16 protein-coding genes are annotated in these 20,259 nt (G+C 62.7%); 10 read left to right on the top strand and 6 right to left on the bottom strand.

Features of this window, described 5'->3' with window-relative positions:
• The first annotated feature begins 7 nt into the window (after window positions 1–7).
• Window positions 8–1,360: a glutamine synthetase family protein gene (locus ACMUVN_RS13780; protein WP_414815266.1), complete on the top strand. Its 1,353-nt coding sequence runs from the start codon at window positions 8–10 to the stop codon at window positions 1,358–1,360.
• Window positions 1,361–1,377: 17 nt separating this feature from the next.
• On the opposite strand, the gene ACMUVN_RS13775 is transcribed toward ACMUVN_RS13780, so the two are convergent.
• Window positions 1,378–2,322, bottom strand: coding sequence for a diacylglycerol/lipid kinase family protein (locus tag ACMUVN_RS13775; RefSeq protein WP_047616159.1), 945 nt, complete (start codon window positions 2,320–2,322; stop codon window positions 1,378–1,380).
• Between the two features lie 300 nt (window positions 2,323–2,622).
• Between ACMUVN_RS13775 and ACMUVN_RS13770 the strand changes: the two genes are divergently transcribed.
• The gene (locus tag ACMUVN_RS13770) at window positions 2,623–3,849 is read left to right on the top strand and encodes an MFS transporter (protein ID WP_414815183.1); all 1,227 of its coding nucleotides are present in this window, start codon (window positions 2,623–2,625) and stop codon (window positions 3,847–3,849) included.
• On the opposite strand, the gene ACMUVN_RS13765 is transcribed toward ACMUVN_RS13770, so the two are convergent.
• The gene (locus ACMUVN_RS13765) at window positions 3,775–4,212 is read right to left on the bottom strand and encodes a winged helix-turn-helix transcriptional regulator (RefSeq protein ID WP_097542936.1); all 438 of its coding nucleotides are present in this window, start codon (window positions 4,210–4,212) and stop codon (window positions 3,775–3,777) included. The two genes, ACMUVN_RS13770 and ACMUVN_RS13765, sit on opposite strands and share 75 nt — an antisense overlap.
• A gap of 103 nt (window positions 4,213–4,315) precedes the next feature.
• Between ACMUVN_RS13765 and ACMUVN_RS13760 the strand changes: the two genes are divergently transcribed.
• The gene (locus ACMUVN_RS13760) at window positions 4,316–5,329 is read left to right on the top strand and encodes a zinc-binding alcohol dehydrogenase family protein (RefSeq protein ID WP_097542935.1); all 1,014 of its coding nucleotides are present in this window, start codon (window positions 4,316–4,318) and stop codon (window positions 5,327–5,329) included.
• Between the two features lie 312 nt (window positions 5,330–5,641).
• Window positions 5,642–7,015, top strand: a complete 1,374-nt coding sequence (gene mgtE, locus ACMUVN_RS13755; protein WP_063474203.1) for a magnesium transporter — start codon at window positions 5,642–5,644, stop codon at window positions 7,013–7,015.
• A gap of 27 nt (window positions 7,016–7,042) precedes the next feature.
• Here mgtE and ACMUVN_RS13750 read toward each other — a convergent pair whose 3' ends face one another.
• Window positions 7,043–7,564, bottom strand: coding sequence for an Lrp/AsnC family transcriptional regulator (locus tag ACMUVN_RS13750; protein WP_174824460.1), 522 nt, complete (start codon window positions 7,562–7,564; stop codon window positions 7,043–7,045).
• 95 nt (window positions 7,565–7,659) lie between these two features.
• Here ACMUVN_RS13750 and ACMUVN_RS13745 point away from each other — a divergent pair, with 95 nt between their 5' ends.
• Window positions 7,660–8,565: a DMT family transporter gene (locus ACMUVN_RS13745; protein ID WP_414815182.1), complete on the top strand. Its 906-nt coding sequence runs from the start codon at window positions 7,660–7,662 to the stop codon at window positions 8,563–8,565.
• 74 nt (window positions 8,566–8,639) lie between these two features.
• Here ACMUVN_RS13745 and ACMUVN_RS13740 read toward each other — a convergent pair whose 3' ends face one another.
• Together ACMUVN_RS13740 and ACMUVN_RS13735 are read right to left on the bottom strand one after the other, a co-directional pair.
• Window positions 8,640–9,254: a L,D-transpeptidase gene (locus ACMUVN_RS13740; protein ID WP_047616146.1), complete on the bottom strand. Its 615-nt coding sequence runs from the start codon at window positions 9,252–9,254 to the stop codon at window positions 8,640–8,642.
• 136 nt (window positions 9,255–9,390) lie between these two features.
• Window positions 9,391–11,055, bottom strand: coding sequence for an electron transfer flavoprotein-ubiquinone oxidoreductase (locus ACMUVN_RS13735; protein ID WP_414815181.1), 1,665 nt, complete (start codon window positions 11,053–11,055; stop codon window positions 9,391–9,393).
• Between the two features lie 251 nt (window positions 11,056–11,306).
• Between ACMUVN_RS13735 and ACMUVN_RS13730 the strand changes: the two genes are divergently transcribed.
• Window positions 11,307–12,095: an SDR family oxidoreductase gene (locus tag ACMUVN_RS13730; RefSeq protein WP_047616141.1), complete on the top strand. Its 789-nt coding sequence runs from the start codon at window positions 11,307–11,309 to the stop codon at window positions 12,093–12,095.
• A 10-nt stretch (window positions 12,096–12,105) separates the two neighbouring features.
• Here the strand turns inward: ACMUVN_RS13730 and ACMUVN_RS13725 are convergent, their stop codons facing one another.
• On the bottom strand, window positions 12,106–12,984 hold the full coding sequence (locus tag ACMUVN_RS13725; RefSeq protein WP_063474868.1) for a phosphotransferase family protein: 879 nt from the start codon (window positions 12,982–12,984) through the stop codon (window positions 12,106–12,108).
• 306 nt (window positions 12,985–13,290) lie between these two features.
• Between ACMUVN_RS13725 and ACMUVN_RS13720 the strand changes: the two genes are divergently transcribed.
• The 4 genes from ACMUVN_RS13720 to ACMUVN_RS13705 all read left to right on the top strand — a co-directional run bounded on the left by ACMUVN_RS13720 (window position 13,291) and on the right by ACMUVN_RS13705 (window position 20,188).
• A complete protein-coding gene (locus ACMUVN_RS13720) occupies window positions 13,291–14,598 on the top strand; it encodes an efflux RND transporter periplasmic adaptor subunit (RefSeq protein WP_414815180.1) in 1,308 nt (435 codons plus the stop codon).
• Window positions 14,595–17,717, top strand: a complete 3,123-nt coding sequence (locus ACMUVN_RS13715; RefSeq protein WP_414815179.1) for an efflux RND transporter permease subunit — start codon at window positions 14,595–14,597, stop codon at window positions 17,715–17,717. Before ACMUVN_RS13720 ends, ACMUVN_RS13715 begins: the two co-directional genes overlap by 4 nt.
• A 219-nt stretch (window positions 17,718–17,936) precedes the next feature.
• Window positions 17,937–19,229: an Hsp70 family protein gene (locus ACMUVN_RS13710; protein WP_414815178.1), complete on the top strand. Its 1,293-nt coding sequence runs from the start codon at window positions 17,937–17,939 to the stop codon at window positions 19,227–19,229.
• A 68-nt stretch (window positions 19,230–19,297) separates the two neighbouring features.
• Window positions 19,298–20,188 carry a uracil-DNA glycosylase gene (locus tag ACMUVN_RS13705; RefSeq protein WP_097545377.1) on the top strand — a complete coding sequence of 297 codons (891 nt, stop codon included), beginning with the start codon at window positions 19,298–19,300 and terminating at the stop codon, window positions 20,186–20,188.
• Window positions 20,189–20,259 lie beyond the last annotated feature (71 nt).

The following is a 20,259-nucleotide window of genomic DNA, read 5'->3' as shown; positions in this document are numbered from 1 at the left end:
CAAGGTCATGGCGAGCGACAGGATGGACGGCACGGCCGAAGGCGGCGACCCGCGTTTCGAGGTCCTGATCGTCGGCATGAACGGCGACCTGCGCGGCAAGCAGCTTCCGATCGGCGCCGAAAGCAAGATCTGGTCCGGAGACATCCGCCTGCCGACCTCGACGCAATCGCTCGACATCTGGGGCGACGACAATGACGGCATCACCGGCCTGTCGCTGACGATCGGCGATCCCGACGGCATGCTCGTTGCCGACCGGCGCAGCCTGGCGCCGATGCCCTGGGCGCCCGAAGGCTCGATGCAGGTGCTCGCCAGCATGCACGAATTCGACGGCAGCCCGAGCTTCATGGACCCGCGCGCCATCCTCGCCTCGGTGCTGGAGCGCTATGCCTCGCGCGGCCTGACGCCAGTGGTGGCGACCGAGCTGGAATTCTACGTGATGGCGGGAGACTGGCGCGAGACCGGACGCCCCGCCCCGCCCGAAAGCCTGACCTATCGCGGCGAGCCGAACGGTTTCCAGCTTTACGACATGAGCGCCGTCGACGCGCTCGACGATTATCTCAAAACGCTGAGGGCCTATGCGAGGGCGCAGGGGCTGCCGGCGGATGCGACGACGGCGGAGTTCGGCCCGGGCCAGTTCGAGGTCAACCTGCTGCACCGCCCCGATGCGCTGGCAGCCGCCGACGATTGCCTCTATCTCAAGCGCATCGCCGAGCAGGCGGCGCGCCGGCACGGGCTGAAATCGACCTGCATGGCCAAGCCCTATTCCGAACATGCCGGCTCCGGCCTGCATGTGCATGCGAGCATCATCGACAGCCAAGGCCGCAACATCCTCGATGCCGAAGGCGGCGAGCCGAAGCGGCTCAAATCGGTGACGGCAGGCCTGCTTAACACCATGCGCGAGGCGCATCTGATCTTCGCGCCCTTCGCCAATTCCTACCGGCGGTTCCAGCCGGGCTCGTTCGCACCGGTCGATCTGACCTGGGGCAGCGGCCATCGCGGCACGGCGATCCGCATACCCGACAAGGACGGGCCGGCTGCACGCATCGAACATCGCGTCGCCGGCGCCGACGCCAATCCCTATCTGCTGCTCGCGGCGATCCTTGGCGGCATGCTCACCGGTCTCGACGACGAACTCGACCCCGGCGAAGAGACGACGCCGTCGCACATGCCGGCGAATACGGCACGGCTGACGCATGATTTCCTGAGCGCCGTCGAAAGCTTCCGCACCTCGCCCTTCATCGCCGATATCTTCGGCGCCCGGTATCAGGCGCTCTATGGCGACACCAAGCGCAAGGAAGCGCTGGCGCATCTGCGCACCGTCTCGGATTTCGACTATCGCACCTACCTGCCGCGGCTCTGAAATCTACGCGCGCCGACTTACGCGGCGGGCTCGCGGCGTTCGCTGGCGTGCACCTGCGCCGCAAGACCCTGCTTGACGAGAACCTTCAATTCGCCCGGATGCAGCCGGATCGAGACATCGCGTTCGAGTGGCAGCAACTCACCGTCCATGACACAATTGGCCTTGAAGCGCAGTTTCGGGAAATGCAGGTGCACTTCGGCCGGGTGCATCACCATGACGTCGGCATTCTCGCGGAACTTGCCGCGCAGCATGTCGATGGCGAGACGGGCGACACCCAGAGGCTTCAGCGGATTTGCCGTGTAGAAGCCGAGTTCGCCGCTTGTGAGATTATCGGCATAGAGCAGCGCATTCTCGCCGAAGGGGTTGTTGGAGACTGAAATCGCCGACACCCTGCGACGCTCCCTCATGCCGGCCGCCTCGAAATCGACCTCGAATTCCGGCGGATTGAACACGACGCCCAAGGCCGCCTTCGTGCTCGCCCGGATCTTGCCGAGCCGCGAGCGATAGCTGTAAGCGTTGCGGTAGCGCACCATGCGGGCATGCAGGCCGGCGGAAAACTGGTGGATGAAGGGCCGGCCGTTGGCGCTGGCGATATCGACATTGTCGATCTCGCCGGTGGCGAGCACATCGAGCGCCTGCCAGATGTCGAGAGGCACACGCAACGAGCGGGCAAAGAGGTTCATCGTGCCCGCAGGCACGACACCGAGCGCAATGCCGTTTTTCCAGGCGATCGAGGCCGCCGCCGAAATCGTGCCATCGCCGCCGCCGGCAACGATCCCGTCGATATCGTCGCGCTTGGCCGCTCGCTCCATGGCGGGAATGATTTCCTTTCCGGAGAAGACGATAGCATCGAAATCGTGCCCCGCTTCGCGGAAAGCCGCCTCTGCCCTCTTTTCGTAGGCCAGCATGTCGGTGGTCTTGAAGGTACCGCCGTCGCGATTGAAAAAGCCTACAAGCTTCATAAGGGCTCCAGTCCCTGGCGTGGAGATAATCCTGCCTTTGTCCATCAGATGGTTGCGATCATGGCGATTTCAAGCGCCACCGCTTCCCCGCAGAAATGACAGAAATGCAAAATTTGCAATAGACGTATGCACATAGCAGGACGCTGCACTGCAAAAAATGCACTCGACGCCAGCCTGAACGTTAGGGATAGATGAAGTATCGGGGACATGGGTCTCCACCTCCCGCCATTTTACGATCGGCTCGCGGCCGCGCCTGCGCCAAGGGCCATTTCCAAGCAGAAACCGCCTCGAGGAGCTCTCGTGAGTGAGATTGTCGTCAATATTTCCGTCGATAGCCGGGATGAAGAGCTGCCGTCGGCAACGACAGTGGCGCTGGTGCAACTGGCGCTCGCCTGCGGCGGCTTCGGCATCGGCACCGGCGAGTTTGCGATCATGGGGCTGCTGCCCAATGTCGCCGAGACTTTCTCGGTCACCACACCGCAGGCCGGCTACGTCATCAGCGCCTATGCGCTCGGCGTAGTCGTCGGCGCGCCCGTCATCGCCGTGCTCGCCGCGAAGATGGCGCGCCGCACGCTGCTCCTGACCCTGATGCTGATCTTTGCCGCCGGCAATATATCAAGCGCCATGGCGCCGACCTTCGAGACCTTCACCCTGCTGCGTTTCATCAGCGGCCTGCCGCATGGCGCCTATTTCGGCGTCGCGGCTCTTGTGGCCGCCTCGATGGTGCCGGTGCACCGCCGCGCCCGTGCCGTCGGCCGCGTCATGCTCGGCCTGACGGTCGCTACCCTCCTCGGCACGCCGCTGACGACGTTCTTTGGCCAGTCGCTCGACTGGCAGGTGGCGTTTTTCTCGGTCGGCGTGCTCGGCCTGCTCACCGTGGCGCTGATCTGGTTCTACGTTCCGAAGGACCAGGTTTCCGAGGAAGCGGGGTTCCTGCGCGAACTCGGCGCCTTCCGCCGGCCGCAAGTGTGGCTGACGCTCGGCATCGCCGCCGTCGGTTATGGCGGCATGTTCGCGATGTTCAGCTATATCGCCTCGACGACGACTGAAGTGGCGATGCTGCCGGAAAGTGCGGTCCCGATCATGCTTGTTCTCTTCGGCGTCGGCATGAACGCAGGCAATTTCATCGGCTCGTGGCTCGCCGACAAGTCGCTGCTCGGCACGATCGGCGGGTCGTTGGTCTATAACATCGTCGTGCTGACCACCTTTTCGCTGACCGCCGCCAACCCCTATATGCTCGGCCTTTGCGTCTTCCTCGTCGGCTGCGGTTTTGCCGCCGGCCCGGCGCTGCAGACGCGGCTGATGGATGTCGCCGCCGATGCGCAGACGCTTGCCGCCGCTTCCAACCATTCCGCCTTCAACATCGCCAATGCGATCGGCGCCTGGCTCGGCGGCCTCGTCATCGCCTGGGGTTACGGTTTTGCGGCAACCGGTTATGTCGGCGCAGCGCTCTCATTCCTCGGCCTCTTCGTGTTTGCAGCCTCGTTCCACCTCGAGCGCCGCAGCCGGAGCGCGCAGGCCGTCTGAGGCCATGCGCAACTCGCGGCCTTCCGGGCTGCAGAAGACATAATCATCGCCCCATGCTGCGAGCGCTCGAATGACCGGCTTCAGCGTCATGCCGAGCGGCGTCATTGCATATTCGACGCGCGGCGGCACCACCGGAAAGACGGTGCGCGACACCAGACCGGACTCTTCCAGTTCGCGCAGTTGCTTGGTCAGCATGCGCTGGGTCACGGCCGGCAGTTTGCGGCGCAGTTCGTTGAAACGCAGGGTTCCTTCCATCAGATGAAAGAGGATCACGCCCTTCCACTTCCCATCGAGGTAAGTCAGCGTCGCCTCGACCGGGCAACCGGGAAAGTTCTTGACGAGCTTGGCGCGCGGCAATGACATTTTACGGTATCCTTTTGGGTACTACGTACAGAATTTGTGCATTCTTGCGTTGTCAGAACATAGTGCGCATCTAGCTTCCGTGCAATTAACACAGGAGTCTCCCATGCGCGCCGTCGCTTATAAAACGCCCCAACCGATTTCCGCCGAGACCTCGCTGATCGATGTCGAACTGCCGATGCCGGAGGCCAAGGGTCAGGATCTGCTCGTCGAAATAAAGGCCATTTCGGTCAATCCCGTCGATGTGAAAGTCCGCGCCCATTCGGCGCCACCCGCTGACGAGCTCAAGGTGCTCGGCTGGGACGCCGCCGGTATCGTCAAAGCCGTTGGCGCAGAGGTCACGCTGTTCCGGCCAGGCGACGAAGTATTCTACTCCGGCGTCATCAGCCGTCCGGGCAGCAATGCCGAATTCCATCTCGTCGACGAGCGCATCGTCGGCGCCAAACCGAAGAGCCTCGATTTCGCGGCCGCGGCCGCCCTGCCGCTGACCTCGATCACAGCCTACGAAGCCCTGTTCGACCGGCTGAAGGTACAGGACGCAGTTTCGGGAGCGGCACGCTCCATCCTGATCGTCGGTGGCGCTGGCGGCGTCGGCTCGATCGCCATCCAGATCGCCCGGGCGCTGACCGATCTCACCGTGATCGCCACCGCGTCGCGGCCGGAAACGCAGGATTGGGTAAAGGGACTCGGTGCGCATCACGTCGTCGACCATTCCAAACCGATCGCGCCACAGGTGGCAGCGCTCGGCATCGGCGCGCCGGGATTCATCTTCTCGACCACCAATACCGACAGCCATATCGGCGACATCGTCGAAGCGATTGCGCCGCAGGGCCGCTTCGCGCTGATCGACGACCCGAAGACGCTCGACATCGTGCCCTTCAAGCGCAAAGCCATCTCCGTTCATTGGGAACTGATGTTCACCCGCCCGCTCTACGGCACGCCTGACATGATCGAGCAGCACAAGCTGCTGAACAAGGTTTCCGAGCTCGTCGACGCCGGAAAGATTCGCACGACGCTTTCGGAGATCGTCGGGCCGATCAATGCTGCCAATCTCAAGAAGGCGCATGCCATGGTCGAAAGCGGCAGGATGAAGGGCAAGGCGGTGCTTGCAGGATTCTGAGATCGCCAGCATGGCAGGTATTTTTTCGGAACCGCAAGGTCATGCAAACCATCCGCCCGGAATGCCGCATCGCGGGGTGCGACATTCTGGCGTTAAGCATTGACCCCGCTTGACTTTTTCCGCATTCGGGACCACCTAGCAAACACGTGGCCGACACCTGTCAGCCACGGATTTCAACGGAGCCATCTTCACGATGCCAAGTGACAGTAGCAGTCGATTGCCTTTGCCGTACGCGGCCCTCGTGCGCTGACCGACTCCTGTCGGCTCGCCCGATCGGACGCTACGGCGGATCGACGGAAAGGCGAGCCTCACATGAATATCAATCGCTTCCCTCTTCGGGCAGGCCATGCCGCCCGTGCCTTCATCAACAACAGCCGCGGCGCAACGATCGCCGAACGCGTCGATGCGTTGAACGCGCTCGCCGTCCAGGATGCCGGACGTGTGCTGTCCGGCATGCCGCTGGACTATGCCGTCAACATTCTCGACCGGCCGGAGCTTCGCAACGCTGCACAGATCCTTGCACTGATCAGCGCGGAGGACGCCGCACGGCTGCTGCACGGCATGTCCAACGACCGCGTCGCCGACGTGCTGCTCGAACTCGACGGCGAGACTCGCGCCCGGCTGTTCTCCAGCCTCGACGAGCCGGTGCGCATCGCGATCCAGCACCTGATGGGCTATCCGCCACGTACGGCCGGCGGCATCATGACGACTGAGTTCGTCAGCGTGCCTGACAGCTGGACAGTTGCCCAGACGCTCGACCATGTGCGCCAGGTCGAACGCTCGCGCGAGACCGTCTATGCCATCTACGTGCTCGACGAGATCAGCCACGCGCTCATGCATGTGGTGACGCTGCGCCGGCTCATCACCGGCGAGCCGGAGGCTTCGATCCTCACGGTGGCGCAGAAGGGTGCGCCGGTTTCGGCCGATCCGCTGATGAAGCAGGAAGATGTCGCCCGGCTGATCCGCAAGCACGACCTGCTCGCCCTGCCCGTCATTGACGAACATGGGCAGGTGCTCGGCATCGTCACCGTCGACGACGTGATCGACACGATGATATCGGACACGACGGAAGCCGCGCAGAAGTTCGGCGGCATGGAAGCGCTCGGCCAGCCCTACATGAAGATCAGCTTCGCCGGCATGATCCGCAAGCGCGCCGGCTGGCTCGCCGCGCTCTTCCTCGGCGAAATGCTGACGGCAAGCGCCATGCAGCATTTCGAAGGCGAGCTGGAAAAGGCCGTGGTGCTGACGCTGTTCATCCCGCTGATCATGAGCTCCGGCGGCAATTCCGGTTCGCAGGCGACCTCGCTGATCATCCGGGCCCTGGCGCTCGGCGAGCTGAAGCTTTCCGACTGGTGGAAGGTGCTGTTGCGCGAACTGCCGACCGGCATCGTGCTCGGCGCGATCCTCGGCCTGGTCGGCTTCGTCCGCATCGTCTTCTGGCAGTCGGCCGGGCTCTACGATTACGGCCCGCACTGGCAGATGGTCGCCGTCACGGTGTTTGCCGCCTTGATCGGGATCGTCACCTTCGGCTCGATCTGCGGCTCGATGCTGCCCTTCGTGCTGCAGAAACTTCGGCTCGATCCGGCCAGCGCCTCGGCCCCCTTCGTCGCCACGCTGGTCGACGTCACCGGGCTCGTCATCTACTTCTCGGTGGCGCTGCTCATCCTCAGCGGAACGCTGCTGTAGCGCCCAAAACGGCAAGCCCGAGGAGAATTATTTCCCCTCGGGCAGCTTCAACGGGCCATGCGTCTTGATGCTGCGGATGGCGAAGTTGGAGCGGATGTCGCTGACATTCGGCAGCGTCAGCAGCGTTTCCGTCAGAAGCCGTTCGTAGGCGGCGAGATCCTCCACCACCACTTCGGCGAGGAAATCGGCCGTGCCCGAAATCAGGAAGCAGGAGACGATCTCGGGGATGGCGAGCAGCGCCTTCTGCTGCGCCTCGGAATTTTCGCGGCTGTGATGGACGACCTTGAATTCGACGAAGACGGTCAAGCCGAGACCGACCTCCTTGCGATCGATATCGGCCGTATAGCCGCGGATGACGCCGGAGCGTTCGAGATTGCGGATGCGGCGCAGGCAGGGCGACGGTGAAAGGTTCACCTTCTCGGCGATCTCGACATTGGTGGCGCGCGCATCCTCCTGCAGGCACTTCAGGATGGCAATATCGAATTTATCGAGATTTGGCATTTTCGCGATCCCTGTCGGCACGGATTGGCAGAAGATTGCGTCTAGCATGATTTTAGAGCCAGAGATAGCAAGGACATGCCCTGCCCTCTAGCGCTAGTCTTTTCTCAACCGGAGAGGCTCCGGACGAGAGAAAGGACAGGACGATGACCACCATTGCATTTACGAACGACAAGTCGCCGTCGCAGGCGTTGGGCTATGCCGGCGGCACTCTGACCGTGTTGATCTGGGCGACATGGTTTCTCGTCACCCGCCACAGCGCCGCAACGCCACTCGGCTCGATCGACATCGGACTGATCCGCTTCGGAATTCCGGCGCTGGTGCTTGCACCCGTCTGGCTGAAGACGGGACTGCTGCCGAAGGCCCTGCCGCTCCACCTGCTGGCGATCATGGTCGCCGGTTCCGGCGCCGTCTTCTTCCTGCTGACCACGCTGGCAATCCATTCGACGCCCGCCGCCTCTTCAGGCATTCTGCTCGGCGGCTCGATGCCGCTCGCTGCGGCGCTGATCGGCATTGCGCTGTTTCGCGAAAGACCTGACAGCACGCGCATCGCCGGGCTCGCCGCGATCATCGCCGGAGTACTGATCCTGCTGACGCAGAGCCTTGCGGACGCCTCGCTGCCCTGGACGAGCTTCGTGTTGCTGCCGGCCGGCGCCGTTTTGTGGGCAAGCTATACACATGCCTTCCGCCGCTCCGGCCTGACCGCCGTACAGGCGAGCGCCCTGATCGCCGTCTGGTCCTTCCTGATCATGGGCGCGCTTGCCCTTGTCTTCGGCATCTCACTGCCGCAGGCTTCTCTCCCGGATATCGGCCTGCAGGTGCTGAGCCAGGGCATTCTGTCCGGCCTGGTCGCCATGCTGGCTTATGGCACCGCCGTCAGAACACTCGGCGGAACGCAGGCCGCCGCCTTCACGGCGCTGACACCGGTGCTCGCAACCCTCGGCGGCGGATTCCTGCTCGGCGAAGCGATCGGCATCACCGAAATCAGCGCCGCGGTGATCACCGGCATCGGGGTGGCGCTTTCGACGGGTATTGCCGCGCCGCGCCATTGACCATCAGCGGGAACCAACACGTCAACAGCCGCCGACAGCGATCGCTGCGGCGGCTTTTTCAGCAGACATGTTGGTCAAGCCTGGATGACGACGACCCTGGCGCCGACCTCGACGCGGCTATAGAGGTCGATCACGTCGTGGTTCATCATGCGGATGCAGCCGCTCGACATGGCAAGCCCGATCGATTGCGGCTGGTTGGTGCCGTGAATGCGGAAATGCGTGTCGCCGCCGCCGCGATAGAGATACATCGCCCGCGCACCGAGCGGGTTGTTCGGGCCGCCCGGCATGCCGCCGGCAAGCTTGCGATAACGCTCTTCGCGGCGCTGCATGTTTTCGGTCGGCGTCCAGCTCGGCCACTCGGCCTTGCGGCCGATATAGGCGTCGCCGGCAAAGGCCAGCCCCTCGCGGCCGACGCCCACCCCGTAACGCACTGCCCTGCCGTCGCCGAGGACATAGTAGGCGCGGCGCGCCGGGGTATCGACCACCACTGTGCCGGCAGCGTGTGTGGTTTCATAGGCCACTTCCTGGCGGCGGAGCTCCGGCTTGATCTTGTCGATCGGCACCTGCTTCAGCGGAAATTTTTCTTCCGGAAGTGCGGCGTAATTGGTCTGGCTGTTCAGGCCGGTCGAAGAGCAGCCGGCGACAAAAAGCGGCAGAGCGATCAGAAAGCCCCGGCGGGAGATCGTCATGAATGTGTCCTTAGTGCGTCAACATGATGTCGCAAGCTAAGGAAATTATGGTTAACGAACGACTAACGACGGCCCGCAATAAGCGATCACGAAGGCGTCAGCACGTGAAAATTGGCGGCGGCGGGGATAATCCGCCTCACATATTCGGATAGACCGGCCCCTCGCCGCCCTGCGGCGGCACCCAGTTGATGTTCTGGTTGGGGTCCTTGATGTCGCAGGTCTTGCAGTGCACGCAGTTCTGGGCGTTGATGACGAAGGTATCCTGCCCGTCCTTCTCCACCCACTCATAGACGCCGGCCGGACAGTAGCGCGTCGACGGGCCGGCATAGATATCGTGCTCGGAACGCTTCTGCAGGCCCATGTCCTTGACCTTGAGATGCACCGGCTGGTCTTCCTCGTGATTGGTGTTCGACAGGAACACCGAGGACAGACGGTCGAAGGTCAGGACGCCGTCCGGTTTCGGATAGGCGATCGGCTTGTGCATCGAGGCAGGCTCCAGGCTCTGCGCATCGGTCTTGCCGTGTTTCAGCGTGCCGAAGAACGAAAAGCCGAACAGCGTATTGGTCCACATGTCGAAGCCGCCGAGCGCCACGCCAAGGGCGGTGCCGAACTTCGACCACAGCGGCTTGACGTTGCGCACCCGCTTCAGATCACGGCCGATGTCGCCCTGGCGCCATTCGTTCTCGATCTCGGTGACCTCGTCATGGCTGCGGCCGGCTGCGATCGCCGCCGCCAGCTTCTCGGCCGCCAGCATGCCCGACAGCACCGCATTGTGGCTGCCCTTGATGCGCGGCACGTTGACCAGACCGGCCGAACAGCCGATCAGCGCCCCGCCGGGGAAGGTGAGCTTCGGCACCGACTGGTAGCCGCCCTCGGTGATGGCGCGCGCCCCATAGGACAGCCGCTTGCCGCCCTCGAAGGTTCCGCGAATGGCCGGATGCGTCTTGAAGCGCTGGAATTCCTCGAAAGGATAGAGATAGGGGTTCTTGTAGTTCAGATGGACAACGAAGCCGACCGCCACCAGATTGTCTTCGAGGTGATAGAGGAAGGAGCCGCCGCCGGTCTTCATGCCCAGCGGCCAGCCGAAGGAGTGCTGCACCAGGCCCGGCCGGTGATGCTCGGGCTTGACCTGCCAGAGTTCCTTGATGCCGATGCCGAATTTCTGCGGTTCACGATCCTTCTGCAGATCGAACTTGGCGATCAGCTGCTTGGCGAGCGAGCCGCGCACGCCCTCGCCGATCAGGGTATATTTGCCGAGCAGCTCCATGCCGCGGGTATAGTTGGGTCCAGGCTCGCCGTTCTTCTCGATGCCCATGTCGCCGGTGGCGACACCGATCACCGCGCCCTCTTCATTGTAGAGCACTTCGGTGGCGGCAAAGCCCGGATAGATCTCGACGCCGAGTTCTTCGGCCTTGGTCGCCAGCCAGCGACAGACGAGCCCAAGCGAAACGATGTAATTGCCGTGATTGTTCATCAGCGGCGGCATCAGCACATTCGGCAGGCGAATAGAGCCGGCCGGGCCGAGCAGCAGGAAGTGATCGGCGCTGACCTCGGTCTTGAACGGGTGCCCCTCCTCCTCACGCCAGCCGGGCAGCAGCCGGTCGATGCCGATCGGATCGACGACGGCGCCCGACAGGATATGCGCTCCGACCTCAGAGCCCTTCTCCAGCACGACGACCGAAAGCTCCGGATTGACCTGCTTCAGCCGGATCGCCGCCGCAAGACCGGCCGGACCGGCGCCGACGATCACAACGTCGAATTCCATGCTCTCGCGTTCGGGCAGATCAGTCGTCTCGGTCATTCACTCGTCTCCGCTTGGCCGCACGCGGCCGTCATCCCCGTCATGGCACTTTCTTGTCAAAACAAGAAAGCATTGTCGAGCCGGGATACGACAGCCAATCTTCCAATTCGCACAATGATATGCCTCACCAGTCAGAATTATATAACGTTTACGTTAACGTCAATTATCAAACGCCACCAACCCGGCGACATTCCCTTTCCTTTTCCGCTGCTTGCGCCTTATACATCGCTGGAAAAATATCGGAGGATATCATGGATCTCGGCATCACAGGCAAACGGGCGCTTGTCCTCGCCTCCTCGCGCGGCCTCGGCCTCGGCATCGCCGTGGCGCTGGCGCGGGAAGGCGCGAACGTGCTGCTCTGCGGGCGCAGCGGCGAACAGCTGGAAGCCAATTGCAAGGCGATCAACAGCGAAGGCAAAGGCCGGGCCGACTGGATCTGGGCCGATCTCGGCGACGAACGCTTCGTCGAGATGGCGACGACGGCGGTGAAGGAAAAGTTCGGCGGGCTCGATATCCTCGTCAACAATACCGGCGGACCGACGCCGGGCACGACGGAGGAGATGACGGGCGAAAAGCTCGAGACCTATTTCTTCTCCATGGTCGCCCGCGTAATCACGCTCACCAACGCGCTGCTGCCCGGCATGAAGGCGCAGGGCTGGGGCCGCATCCTGACGGTTGCCTCATCCGGCGTGATCGAACCGATCGCCAATCTGGCGCTGTCGAATACGCTGCGCCCGGCCCTTGCCGGCTGGAGCAAGACGCTTGCCTCCGAAGTCGCAGGCTTCGGCATCACCACCAACCTGCTGCTACCGGGCAGCATCCTGACGGCCCGGCTCGACGATCTCGACGGGGCTGCGGCTAAGCGAACGGGCAAGAGCCTCGAAGAAATCCGCGCCGACAAAGAAGCGCGCATTCCGGTCGGCCGCTACGGCAAGGTGGAGGAATTTGCCGCAACGGCTGCCTTCCTGTGCAGCCAGCCGGCAAGCTACATCACCGGCTCGCTCATCCGCTGCGACGGCGGCGCGGCACGGTCCGTCTGACCATCGCCTCTCAGCCGACGCGGGCGGCCGCCGCCCATGTGGCCACACTTCGGATCATCTGTTCGACGTTCGCCGGATCGTCCGCCAGTTCGGCGAGTTCGGAAAGGCGATGGAAACCCGTCAGGATCGCAATGCGCCGCCGGTCGAGCCTGCGTCCGGTCAGCATTTCATATGCCGATACGATGCGGGCGGTCAGATCGGGCGAGATGAAGTTCGAATAGATGAATTCCTGGTGCAACGGGCCAAAGCCTGAATCGGCAAAATCATAAATGCCGTTCAGCCGCTTTTGCCTATGGTCGAAGGCCATGTTCCAGCCATGGCCGTCGAAGAAGCCGTAGATGCTGCCAAAAGGATCGGGCGGCAAGGCTTCGAAATCGGAAATGATGGCCTGGGCAAAGCTCTTGATGTCCGGCGGCAGCAGCGGCAAGGCCCTCGTTCGCACCGCCTCCGGCGATTGCCATGGCTGAATGGGGCCGGCACCGGCCGAGCGCAGCCGATCGGCATCGAGCACGTGCAACTCGGCGTAAAAACGGGCGAGATCTTCTGCGAGGTGCTGACGATCGCCTTCGCGAAGCGCGTCGTAATCTTCGGCAATGAGATGTTCGCCGTCGAGCTTGGCATGGCTGGAGAAGATCGGCGGCCCGTCATGAATGCGCATGTCTGGAACCGCCATCGACAGCGACGGCCGAACGATGTCGAGCAAGGCGGCTTCCTTCTGAAGCGCTCTTTCGGCGCCGAGATTGCGGGGAAACTTGAAGATCAGCGTGTCGTCGACGTCAACCGCCATCGAATCCCAGCCCTTCGCCGCCAGCTTGAAGACGGAGGCCGTGAGTTCAGGAAACACGCTTGTGATGAGAGAGCGAAACTCGCTGGCGTCCAACTCAGTCATGACGACCTGCCTTCTCTGGTTTTTTTCCGTGTTTTTCCCGCGCTATGGCCGACATGCAGGTCGATATCGTCGCCTGGCGAACCGCCCGCGCCTCTGCCGCCGAGCGGCATCGGGTTACACTGGATCTATATTAGTATAATTTGAATATTACGGAATATTCATTACAAAAATTTAAGCCGTTATAACCACTTAGTGATCGCGTCCCGGGAATTGTGTCTTTTTTGCGCCGCAATATAAGCGGCTCAATCAGAGCATAAAATTCGCAACCTTGCCCCCCGCAACCTTGCCCAAAGACCGGTCTCGCCCATGAAGAAATTTTGGATCACCGTCAGCGTTATCGCAGTTGCCGCCGTCGGCGTCTGGCAATTCGGGAATCTGATCCCTTATGCCTCCCGCATCCCCTACCTCTCGCAGTTCATCAAGCAGCCGGCAGCCGGCAATGGCGGCGGGCAGCAGGCACAGGCCGATCAGGCGCAAACCGATCAAGCGCAGAACGGTGGGCAACATCAGGGCGGCGGGCGCAGACGCGGCGGCGGCGGCCCGACCGTCGTCAAAACAGTCGCAGCGGTGAAAACGACGCTGCCGACGGATGTGACGGCTTCCGGCTGGGCCGATGCCGATGACAATACGACCATCGCCGCACAGGAACAGGGCCTGATCGTCAGCATCCATGCGCAGGATGGGGCGACCGTCAAAACCGGCGACCTGATCGCCAAGCTGGACGACCGGACGGCCAAGGCGGCTGTCGACAAGGACAATGCGATGATCGTGCGCGACACGGCAACTCTTTCGGAATCCGAGACCGCATTGACGCGCGCGCAGGATCTCTTCAACCAGAAGGCCGGCACCCAGCAGAGCCTCGACCAGGCAGTCGCCGCCCGCGACACCGCCGCGGCCACCGTCGATGCCGACAAGGCCTCCCTTGCTTCCGATCAGATCATCCTCGAGAACACCGACATCCGCGCTCCCTTCGACGGCCGGCTCGGCGATATCGTTATCAGCAAGGGCGCCTTCCTCAATGCCGGCTCGGCAATCGTCACCATCGCGAAATACGATCCGATCTATGTGAAATTCCACCTGCAGGAACGTTATCTGCGTGTGCTGAAGAAAGCCCTGGCAGCCGGTCCGGTCGAGGTCAGCACCGCTCCCAGTTCCACCAAGGGGCAAGTTCGCAAGGGCGAGATCAGCTTCTACGACAACACGGTCGACACGGCATCGGGCACGATCCTCGCCAAGGCGAAATTCGAGAATGCCTCCGGTGCGCTCTGGCCCGGCCAGTCGGTCAATATCGTCGTGCATTTCAACAATGACGAACAGCAGGTGGTCGTACCCACGGTTGCCGTCAGCCCCGGTCCCGACGGCTTCTTCGCCTTCGTCGCCAAGGACGGCAAATCGCATCTGACCCCCGTCACCATCGCCCGTGCAAACGGCGGCTTCACTGCCATCGAGTCCGGCCTTCAGGCCGGCGACCATGTCGTCGTCGAGGGTCAGGGCCAGCTCAGCGACCAGCAGGCGATCAACGAGCAGTTCGACGAAAAGACGCTCGATGTCGCCTCGGCCGAAGAGCCTCGGCAGCAGCAGTCCGAGACGATCACGGTCGGAGCTCAGCAATGATCCCCAATTTCTGTATCCAGCGCCCCGTTGCGACGACGCTGCTTGCCATCGGCGTCATTCTGGCCGGCCTTGCCGGTTACCAGCTCGTGCCGGTCGCGGCGCTGCCGCAGGTCGACTTTCCCACGATCAACGTTTCGGCGCAGTTGAGCGGCGCCTCACCGCAGACGATGGCGACCGCGGTTTCGACGCCGCTGATCAAGCAGTTCGAGACCATTCCCGGGATCAGCGAAATCAGCGCCTCCAGTTCGCTCGGCAGCACCAGCATCGTGCTGCAGTTCGACCTCAACCGCGATATCGACGCGGCCGCAGCCGACGTGCAGGCGGCGATTTCGCATGCGACCCGGCAACTGCCCGACAATCTGACGACGCCGCCGAGCTATCGCAAGACGAACCCGGCCGATGCGCCGGTCATGCTGCTTTCGGTGCAGAGCAACACCATGCCGCGCAGCAAGCTCGACGAGATCGCCGAGGACATCATCTCACCGTCGCTTTCCACGCTTCCGGGCGTTGCCCAGGTCAGCGTCTATGGCGCGCAGACCTATGCCGTGCGCGTCGAGGTCGATCCCAACAAGCTTTTGACCCGCGGCATCGGCATCGACACCGTCAACAAGGCGCTTGCTGCCGCCAACAGCCAGCAGCCTGTCGGAACGCTGCAGAACAACTCGCAGAGCATGACGATCACCGCGAATACGCAGCGCACCAACGCCGAACAGTTCCGCTCGCTGGTCATTGCCAATCCGAACGGCGCGCCGATCCACCTTGGCGATATCGCCGATGTGCAGGACAGCGTCGAGAACCAATATACCGGCAGCTGGTATGACGGCCAGCGCGGCATCATCCTCGCCATCCAGCGTCAGCCGGATGCCAATACGGTCGATGTTGTCGATGCAATCAACGCCAAGCTGCCGCAGCTTCACGCCGAAATTCCGCCTTCGGTCAACACCGTCGTCATGAACGATGCCGCGAAACCCATTCGCGCCGCCATTGCCGATGTGAAGTTCACACTGCTCCTGACGATCGGTCTCGTCGTTCTCGTCATCTACCTCTTCACGGGCCATGCCACGGCAACGATCATTCCGGGACTTGCCGTTCCGCTGTCGCTGATCTCGACCTTCGGCATGATGTATGTGCTCGGCTACAGCATCGACAACATCTCGCTGCTCGGGCTGACGCTCGCGGTGGGGCTGGTGGTGGACGACGCGATCGTCATGCTCGAAAACATCCTGCGCCATGTCGAGGAAGGCATGCCGGTGCGGGAAGCGGCGATCAAGGGTGCGGGCGAAGTCAGCTACACCATCATTTCCATGTCGGTTTCGCTGATCGCCGTCTTCATCCCGATCCTGCTGATGGGCGGCGTCGTCGGCCGCGTGTTCAACGAATTCGGCATGGTGGTCGCCATCGCCATCATCTCGTCGGCCGTCGTCTCGCTGACCGTGACGCCCATGCTCGGATCGCGGCTGTCCAACAATCACAGCCGCCCGCCGCTGCTCATACGCATCTTCGATGCCGGCTTCGAGCGAACGCTCAACGGCTATGACAGGGCGGTCGGCTGGTGCCTTCGACATCGCCTGACGATCCTCGGGATTTTCCTCGGCTCGGTGGCGCTGACGGTCTATTTCTTCATGACGCTGCCGACGAGCTTCTTCCCGCAGGAGGATATCGGCCGCCTGACGATCAGTACGCAGGCCCGCCAGGATATTTCCTATTCCGCCATGGAGGCGCTGCAGCAGCAGGCGGCAGCGGCCGTCAAGGCCAATCCGGCGGTCAACCACGTGATGTCGACGATCGGCGGTAACCCGAACAAACCGCAGAACAACGGCTCGATGTTCGTCGAGCTCAAGGACAAGACGGAGCGCCCGCCGCTCGACCAGACGCTGCGCGAGCTGCGCACGGCGATCAACAAGATCCCCGGACTGCAGGCCTTCGTGACGCCGAACCAGAGCCTGCGCTTCGGCGGCCGGCAGACCGCCAGCCAGTATCAGCTGGTGGTGCAGGCGCTGAGTGCCGATCAGACCAACCTCTGGGCCGGCAAGATCCAGGCGGCAATGCGCAAGGACCGGCTGTTCACCGACGTGACGTCGGACGCCCAGAACAACGCCCTGCAGGCCAATATCGTCATCGACACCGAGCGGGCAGCCGCCTACGGGATCGACAACGACACGCTGCGCACGACGCTGCAGGAATCCTTCAGCGGCTATTCAGCGGCGGAAATCCAATCGACCGGCGACAGCTACGACGTCATCGTCGAATACGACACCAGCAAACCCTGGGACGACCAGAAGCTGTCGGAGATCCGTGTCGCCTCGTCCAATGGCAGCCTGGTGCCGCTTTCGAACTTCGCGCATGTCCAGCGCACCACCGGCCCGGTCACCATCAACCAGACCGGCCAGTTGGTCTCGACCACCGTTTCCTTCAACCTGCCGGAAGGCGTCTCGCTCAGCGATGCGACGGCGGCGATCGATCAGATCAAGAAGGACATCGCCACGCCGGCTGATGTCTTTACCTCCTATGGCGGTACGGCCGAGATCTTCGAGCAGTCGCAGGGCAACACGCCCTATCTGATCCTGGCGGCCATTCTGACCATCTACGTCGTGCTCGGCGTGCTCTATGAAAGCTTCATCCATCCGCTCACCATTCTCTCCGGCCTGCCGGCCGCCGCCTTCGGTGCGCTGCTGGCGTTGAAGATCATGGGCTTCGACCTGTCGATCATCGCCCTTATCGGCCTGTTGATGCTGATCGGCATCGTCAAGAAGAATGCGATCATGATGATCGACGTGGCGGTGGAGACCATGCGCACCACCGGAGAAAAGGCGACGGCGGCGATCCACGAGGCCTGCGTGCGACGCTTCCGGCCGATCATGATGACGACCTTCTGCGCCCTGCTCGGCGCCTTGCCGATCGCGCTCGGCACCGGCGCAAGCTCGGAGCTGCGCCAGCCCCTCGGCATCGCCGTCGTCGGCGGCCTTGTTGTCTCGCAGATGCTGACGCTGTTCATCACCCCGGTCATCTTCGTCGAGATGGACCGCTTCGGAAACTACCTCGGCCGGCTGATCGGCGGAAAGAAGGGCGAGGAACCGGAGGTGCAGGTGCAGGAGGCAAGGGCAATGGCTGCCGAATGATGACGGCCCACTGAGTTCGGCATTGCCGATTGACCCTTCTTGCGGCGCACTTCTTCTTCCAACCGGGAGAAGAAGTGCGCCTCGATCACATCAACTTTCGCTCCTCTTGAATGTGTCACGCCTCTGTGGCATCACCCGCCCTCCTTGATCCGGGCGGTAGCACGCCCTTGCGGAGCAACGCTCCGTCTCCAATAACAATCGGCATGAAGAGGTGCGGGCATGGCTCAGGCGCTGGGTTTGGACTTCGGCACGACGAATACGGTTCTCGCCATGGCGGATGGCGGGGCGACGCGCTCGATGGCGTTCACGAGCACCGCGGGCACAGCCGACAGCATGCGCACGGCGCTGTCCTTCATGAAGGATGCGCAGCTCGGCGCCTCGGCACTGAAGGTGGAGGCGGGCCATGCGGCGATCCGGCAGTTCATCGACAATCCCGGCGAATGCCGCTTCCTGCAATCGATCAAGACCTTTGCGGCGAGCGCCCTGTTCCAGGGCACGCTGATCTTCGCCAAGCGGCATAATTTCGAAGATCTGATGGAGATCTTTATCAGGCGCCTGCGCAACTATGCCGGCGACAACTGGCCTTCCCAAGTCAGCCGCATCGTCACCGGCCGTCCAGTGCATTTTGCCGGCGCCAGCCCCGATCCGGCGCTGGCGACCGAGCGCTACAACGAGGCGCTGTCGCGCTTCGGCTTTCCCGAAATCCACTATGTCTATGAGCCGGTCGCCGCCGCCTTCTACTTCGCGCAGAACCTGAAGCAGGATGCCACCGTGCTGGTCGCCGATTTCGGCGGCGGTACGACCGACTATTCGCTGATCCGCTTCGAGACCGTTGCCGGCAGGCTGACGGCAACGCCGATCGGCCATTCCGGCGTCGGCGTCGCCGGCGACCATTTCGACTACAGGATGATCGACAACATCGTCGCGCCGCTGATCGGCAAGGGCAGCCATTTCAAGAGCTTCGACAAGATTCTCGAAGTGCCGTCCAACTACTATTCCAGCTTCGGCCGCTGGAACCAGCTGTCGATCTTCAAGACCACGCGCGAATTCGAGGATCTGAAGAAGCTGGTGCGCACCAGCCTGGAACCGGAAAAGCTCGAAATCTTCATCGACCTCATCGACCATGACGAGGGTTACCCGCTCTATCAGGCGGTGTCGGCGACGAAGATGGCGCTCTCGGCCTCGGAAGAGGCGCCTTTCGATTTCGCACCGCTCGGTCGCGGCGGGCGTCGCAGCATCAAGCGCAGCGACTTCGAAGGCTGGATCGCCGAGGATCTCGCCCGCATCGAAGGTGCACTCGACGACGTGCTCGAGAAGACCGAGACGAAGCCCTCGGAGATCGACAAGGTGTTCCTGACCGGCGGTACCTCCTTCGTACCGGCGGTGCGCCGCATCTTCACCGAACGCTTCGAGCGCGACCGGATCGAAAGCGGCGGCGAGTTGTTGTCGATCGCCCATGGCCTGGCGCTGATCGGCGAACGCGACGACATCGGGCAATGGACTGTGCAATAGCGCTGACAAGGGCCTGCAATCCGTCGCCTGCCCTTTCAATGCCACTGTCTCTCCGCTAAACCTGTCGCATGATCTCCGCCAACGACCTTTCCCCCGCCGAGCTTGCGGCACTTCTGCATTTCCATGCGGATGCCGGCGTGGAATGGCTGCTGGAAGAAGAGGCGATCGACCGCTTCGCCGAGTTCGAGGCGATGAAGGCCGCCCGCCGCCCGGCGGCGACACAGGCGCAGCAGCAACAGCCGCCCGCCGGCGAACGCCAGACACCGCCGCGTCCGAATGCAGCGGCGCGCCCGGCGCCTGCCGAACGCGCAGCGTCCGGCCCGCAGCCTGCCATTCCGGATGGCGAGGCGGTGCAGCAGGCGCGTTTCGTCGCCGAAACTGCGCGATCGCTCGCAGAGCTCAAGACCGCGATCGAAGCCTTCAACGGCTGCAATCTCAAGCACAGCGCCCGCTCGACGATTTTTGCCAGCGGCGATGTCGAAAGCGGGATCATGGTGATCGGCTCGGCGCCGAGCGCCGAAGACGATCGCGAAGGTGCGCCCTTCTCGGGAAAATCCGGCCAGCTGTTCGACAAGATGCTGGCGGCGATCGGGCTGACGCGCTCGACCGTTCTGCTGACGCAGGTCATCCCCTGGCGGCCACCTGGCAATCGTGCGCCGTCGGCGGCGGAAATGGACATATGCCGCCCGTTCATCGAACGGCAGATCGCGCTTGCCGAACCCAAGGCGATCCTGCTGCTCGGCAATTTTTCGGCGCGTTTCTTCTTCGGCGAAAACGACACGATTCACGGCCTGCGCGGCCGTTGGAAGGAGATTGCGGTTGCGGACTGTGTCATTCCTGCCATAGCCAGCCTGCATCCGCAGGATCTATTAACTGCACCTGTCAACAAGCGGCTGGCCTGGAACGACCTGCTGGCCTTTCAAGCAAAGCTTAAGTCCCTCTCTTTGCTTAGAAATTAGTCAATGTTGAATATTTTATGAATCAAGCCATGCACGTTTCGCATGGCTGCATCCCGCCGTGACGCATTGCG

The sequence above is a fragment of the Rhizobium sp. IY2 genome, from assembly GCF_047532935.1.
Taxonomy (GTDB): domain Bacteria; phylum Pseudomonadota; class Alphaproteobacteria; order Rhizobiales; family Rhizobiaceae; genus Rhizobium; species Rhizobium anhuiense.
The sequence above is the reverse complement of the archived record's forward strand: the minus strand, read 5'-3'. Positions and strand labels throughout refer to the sequence as shown.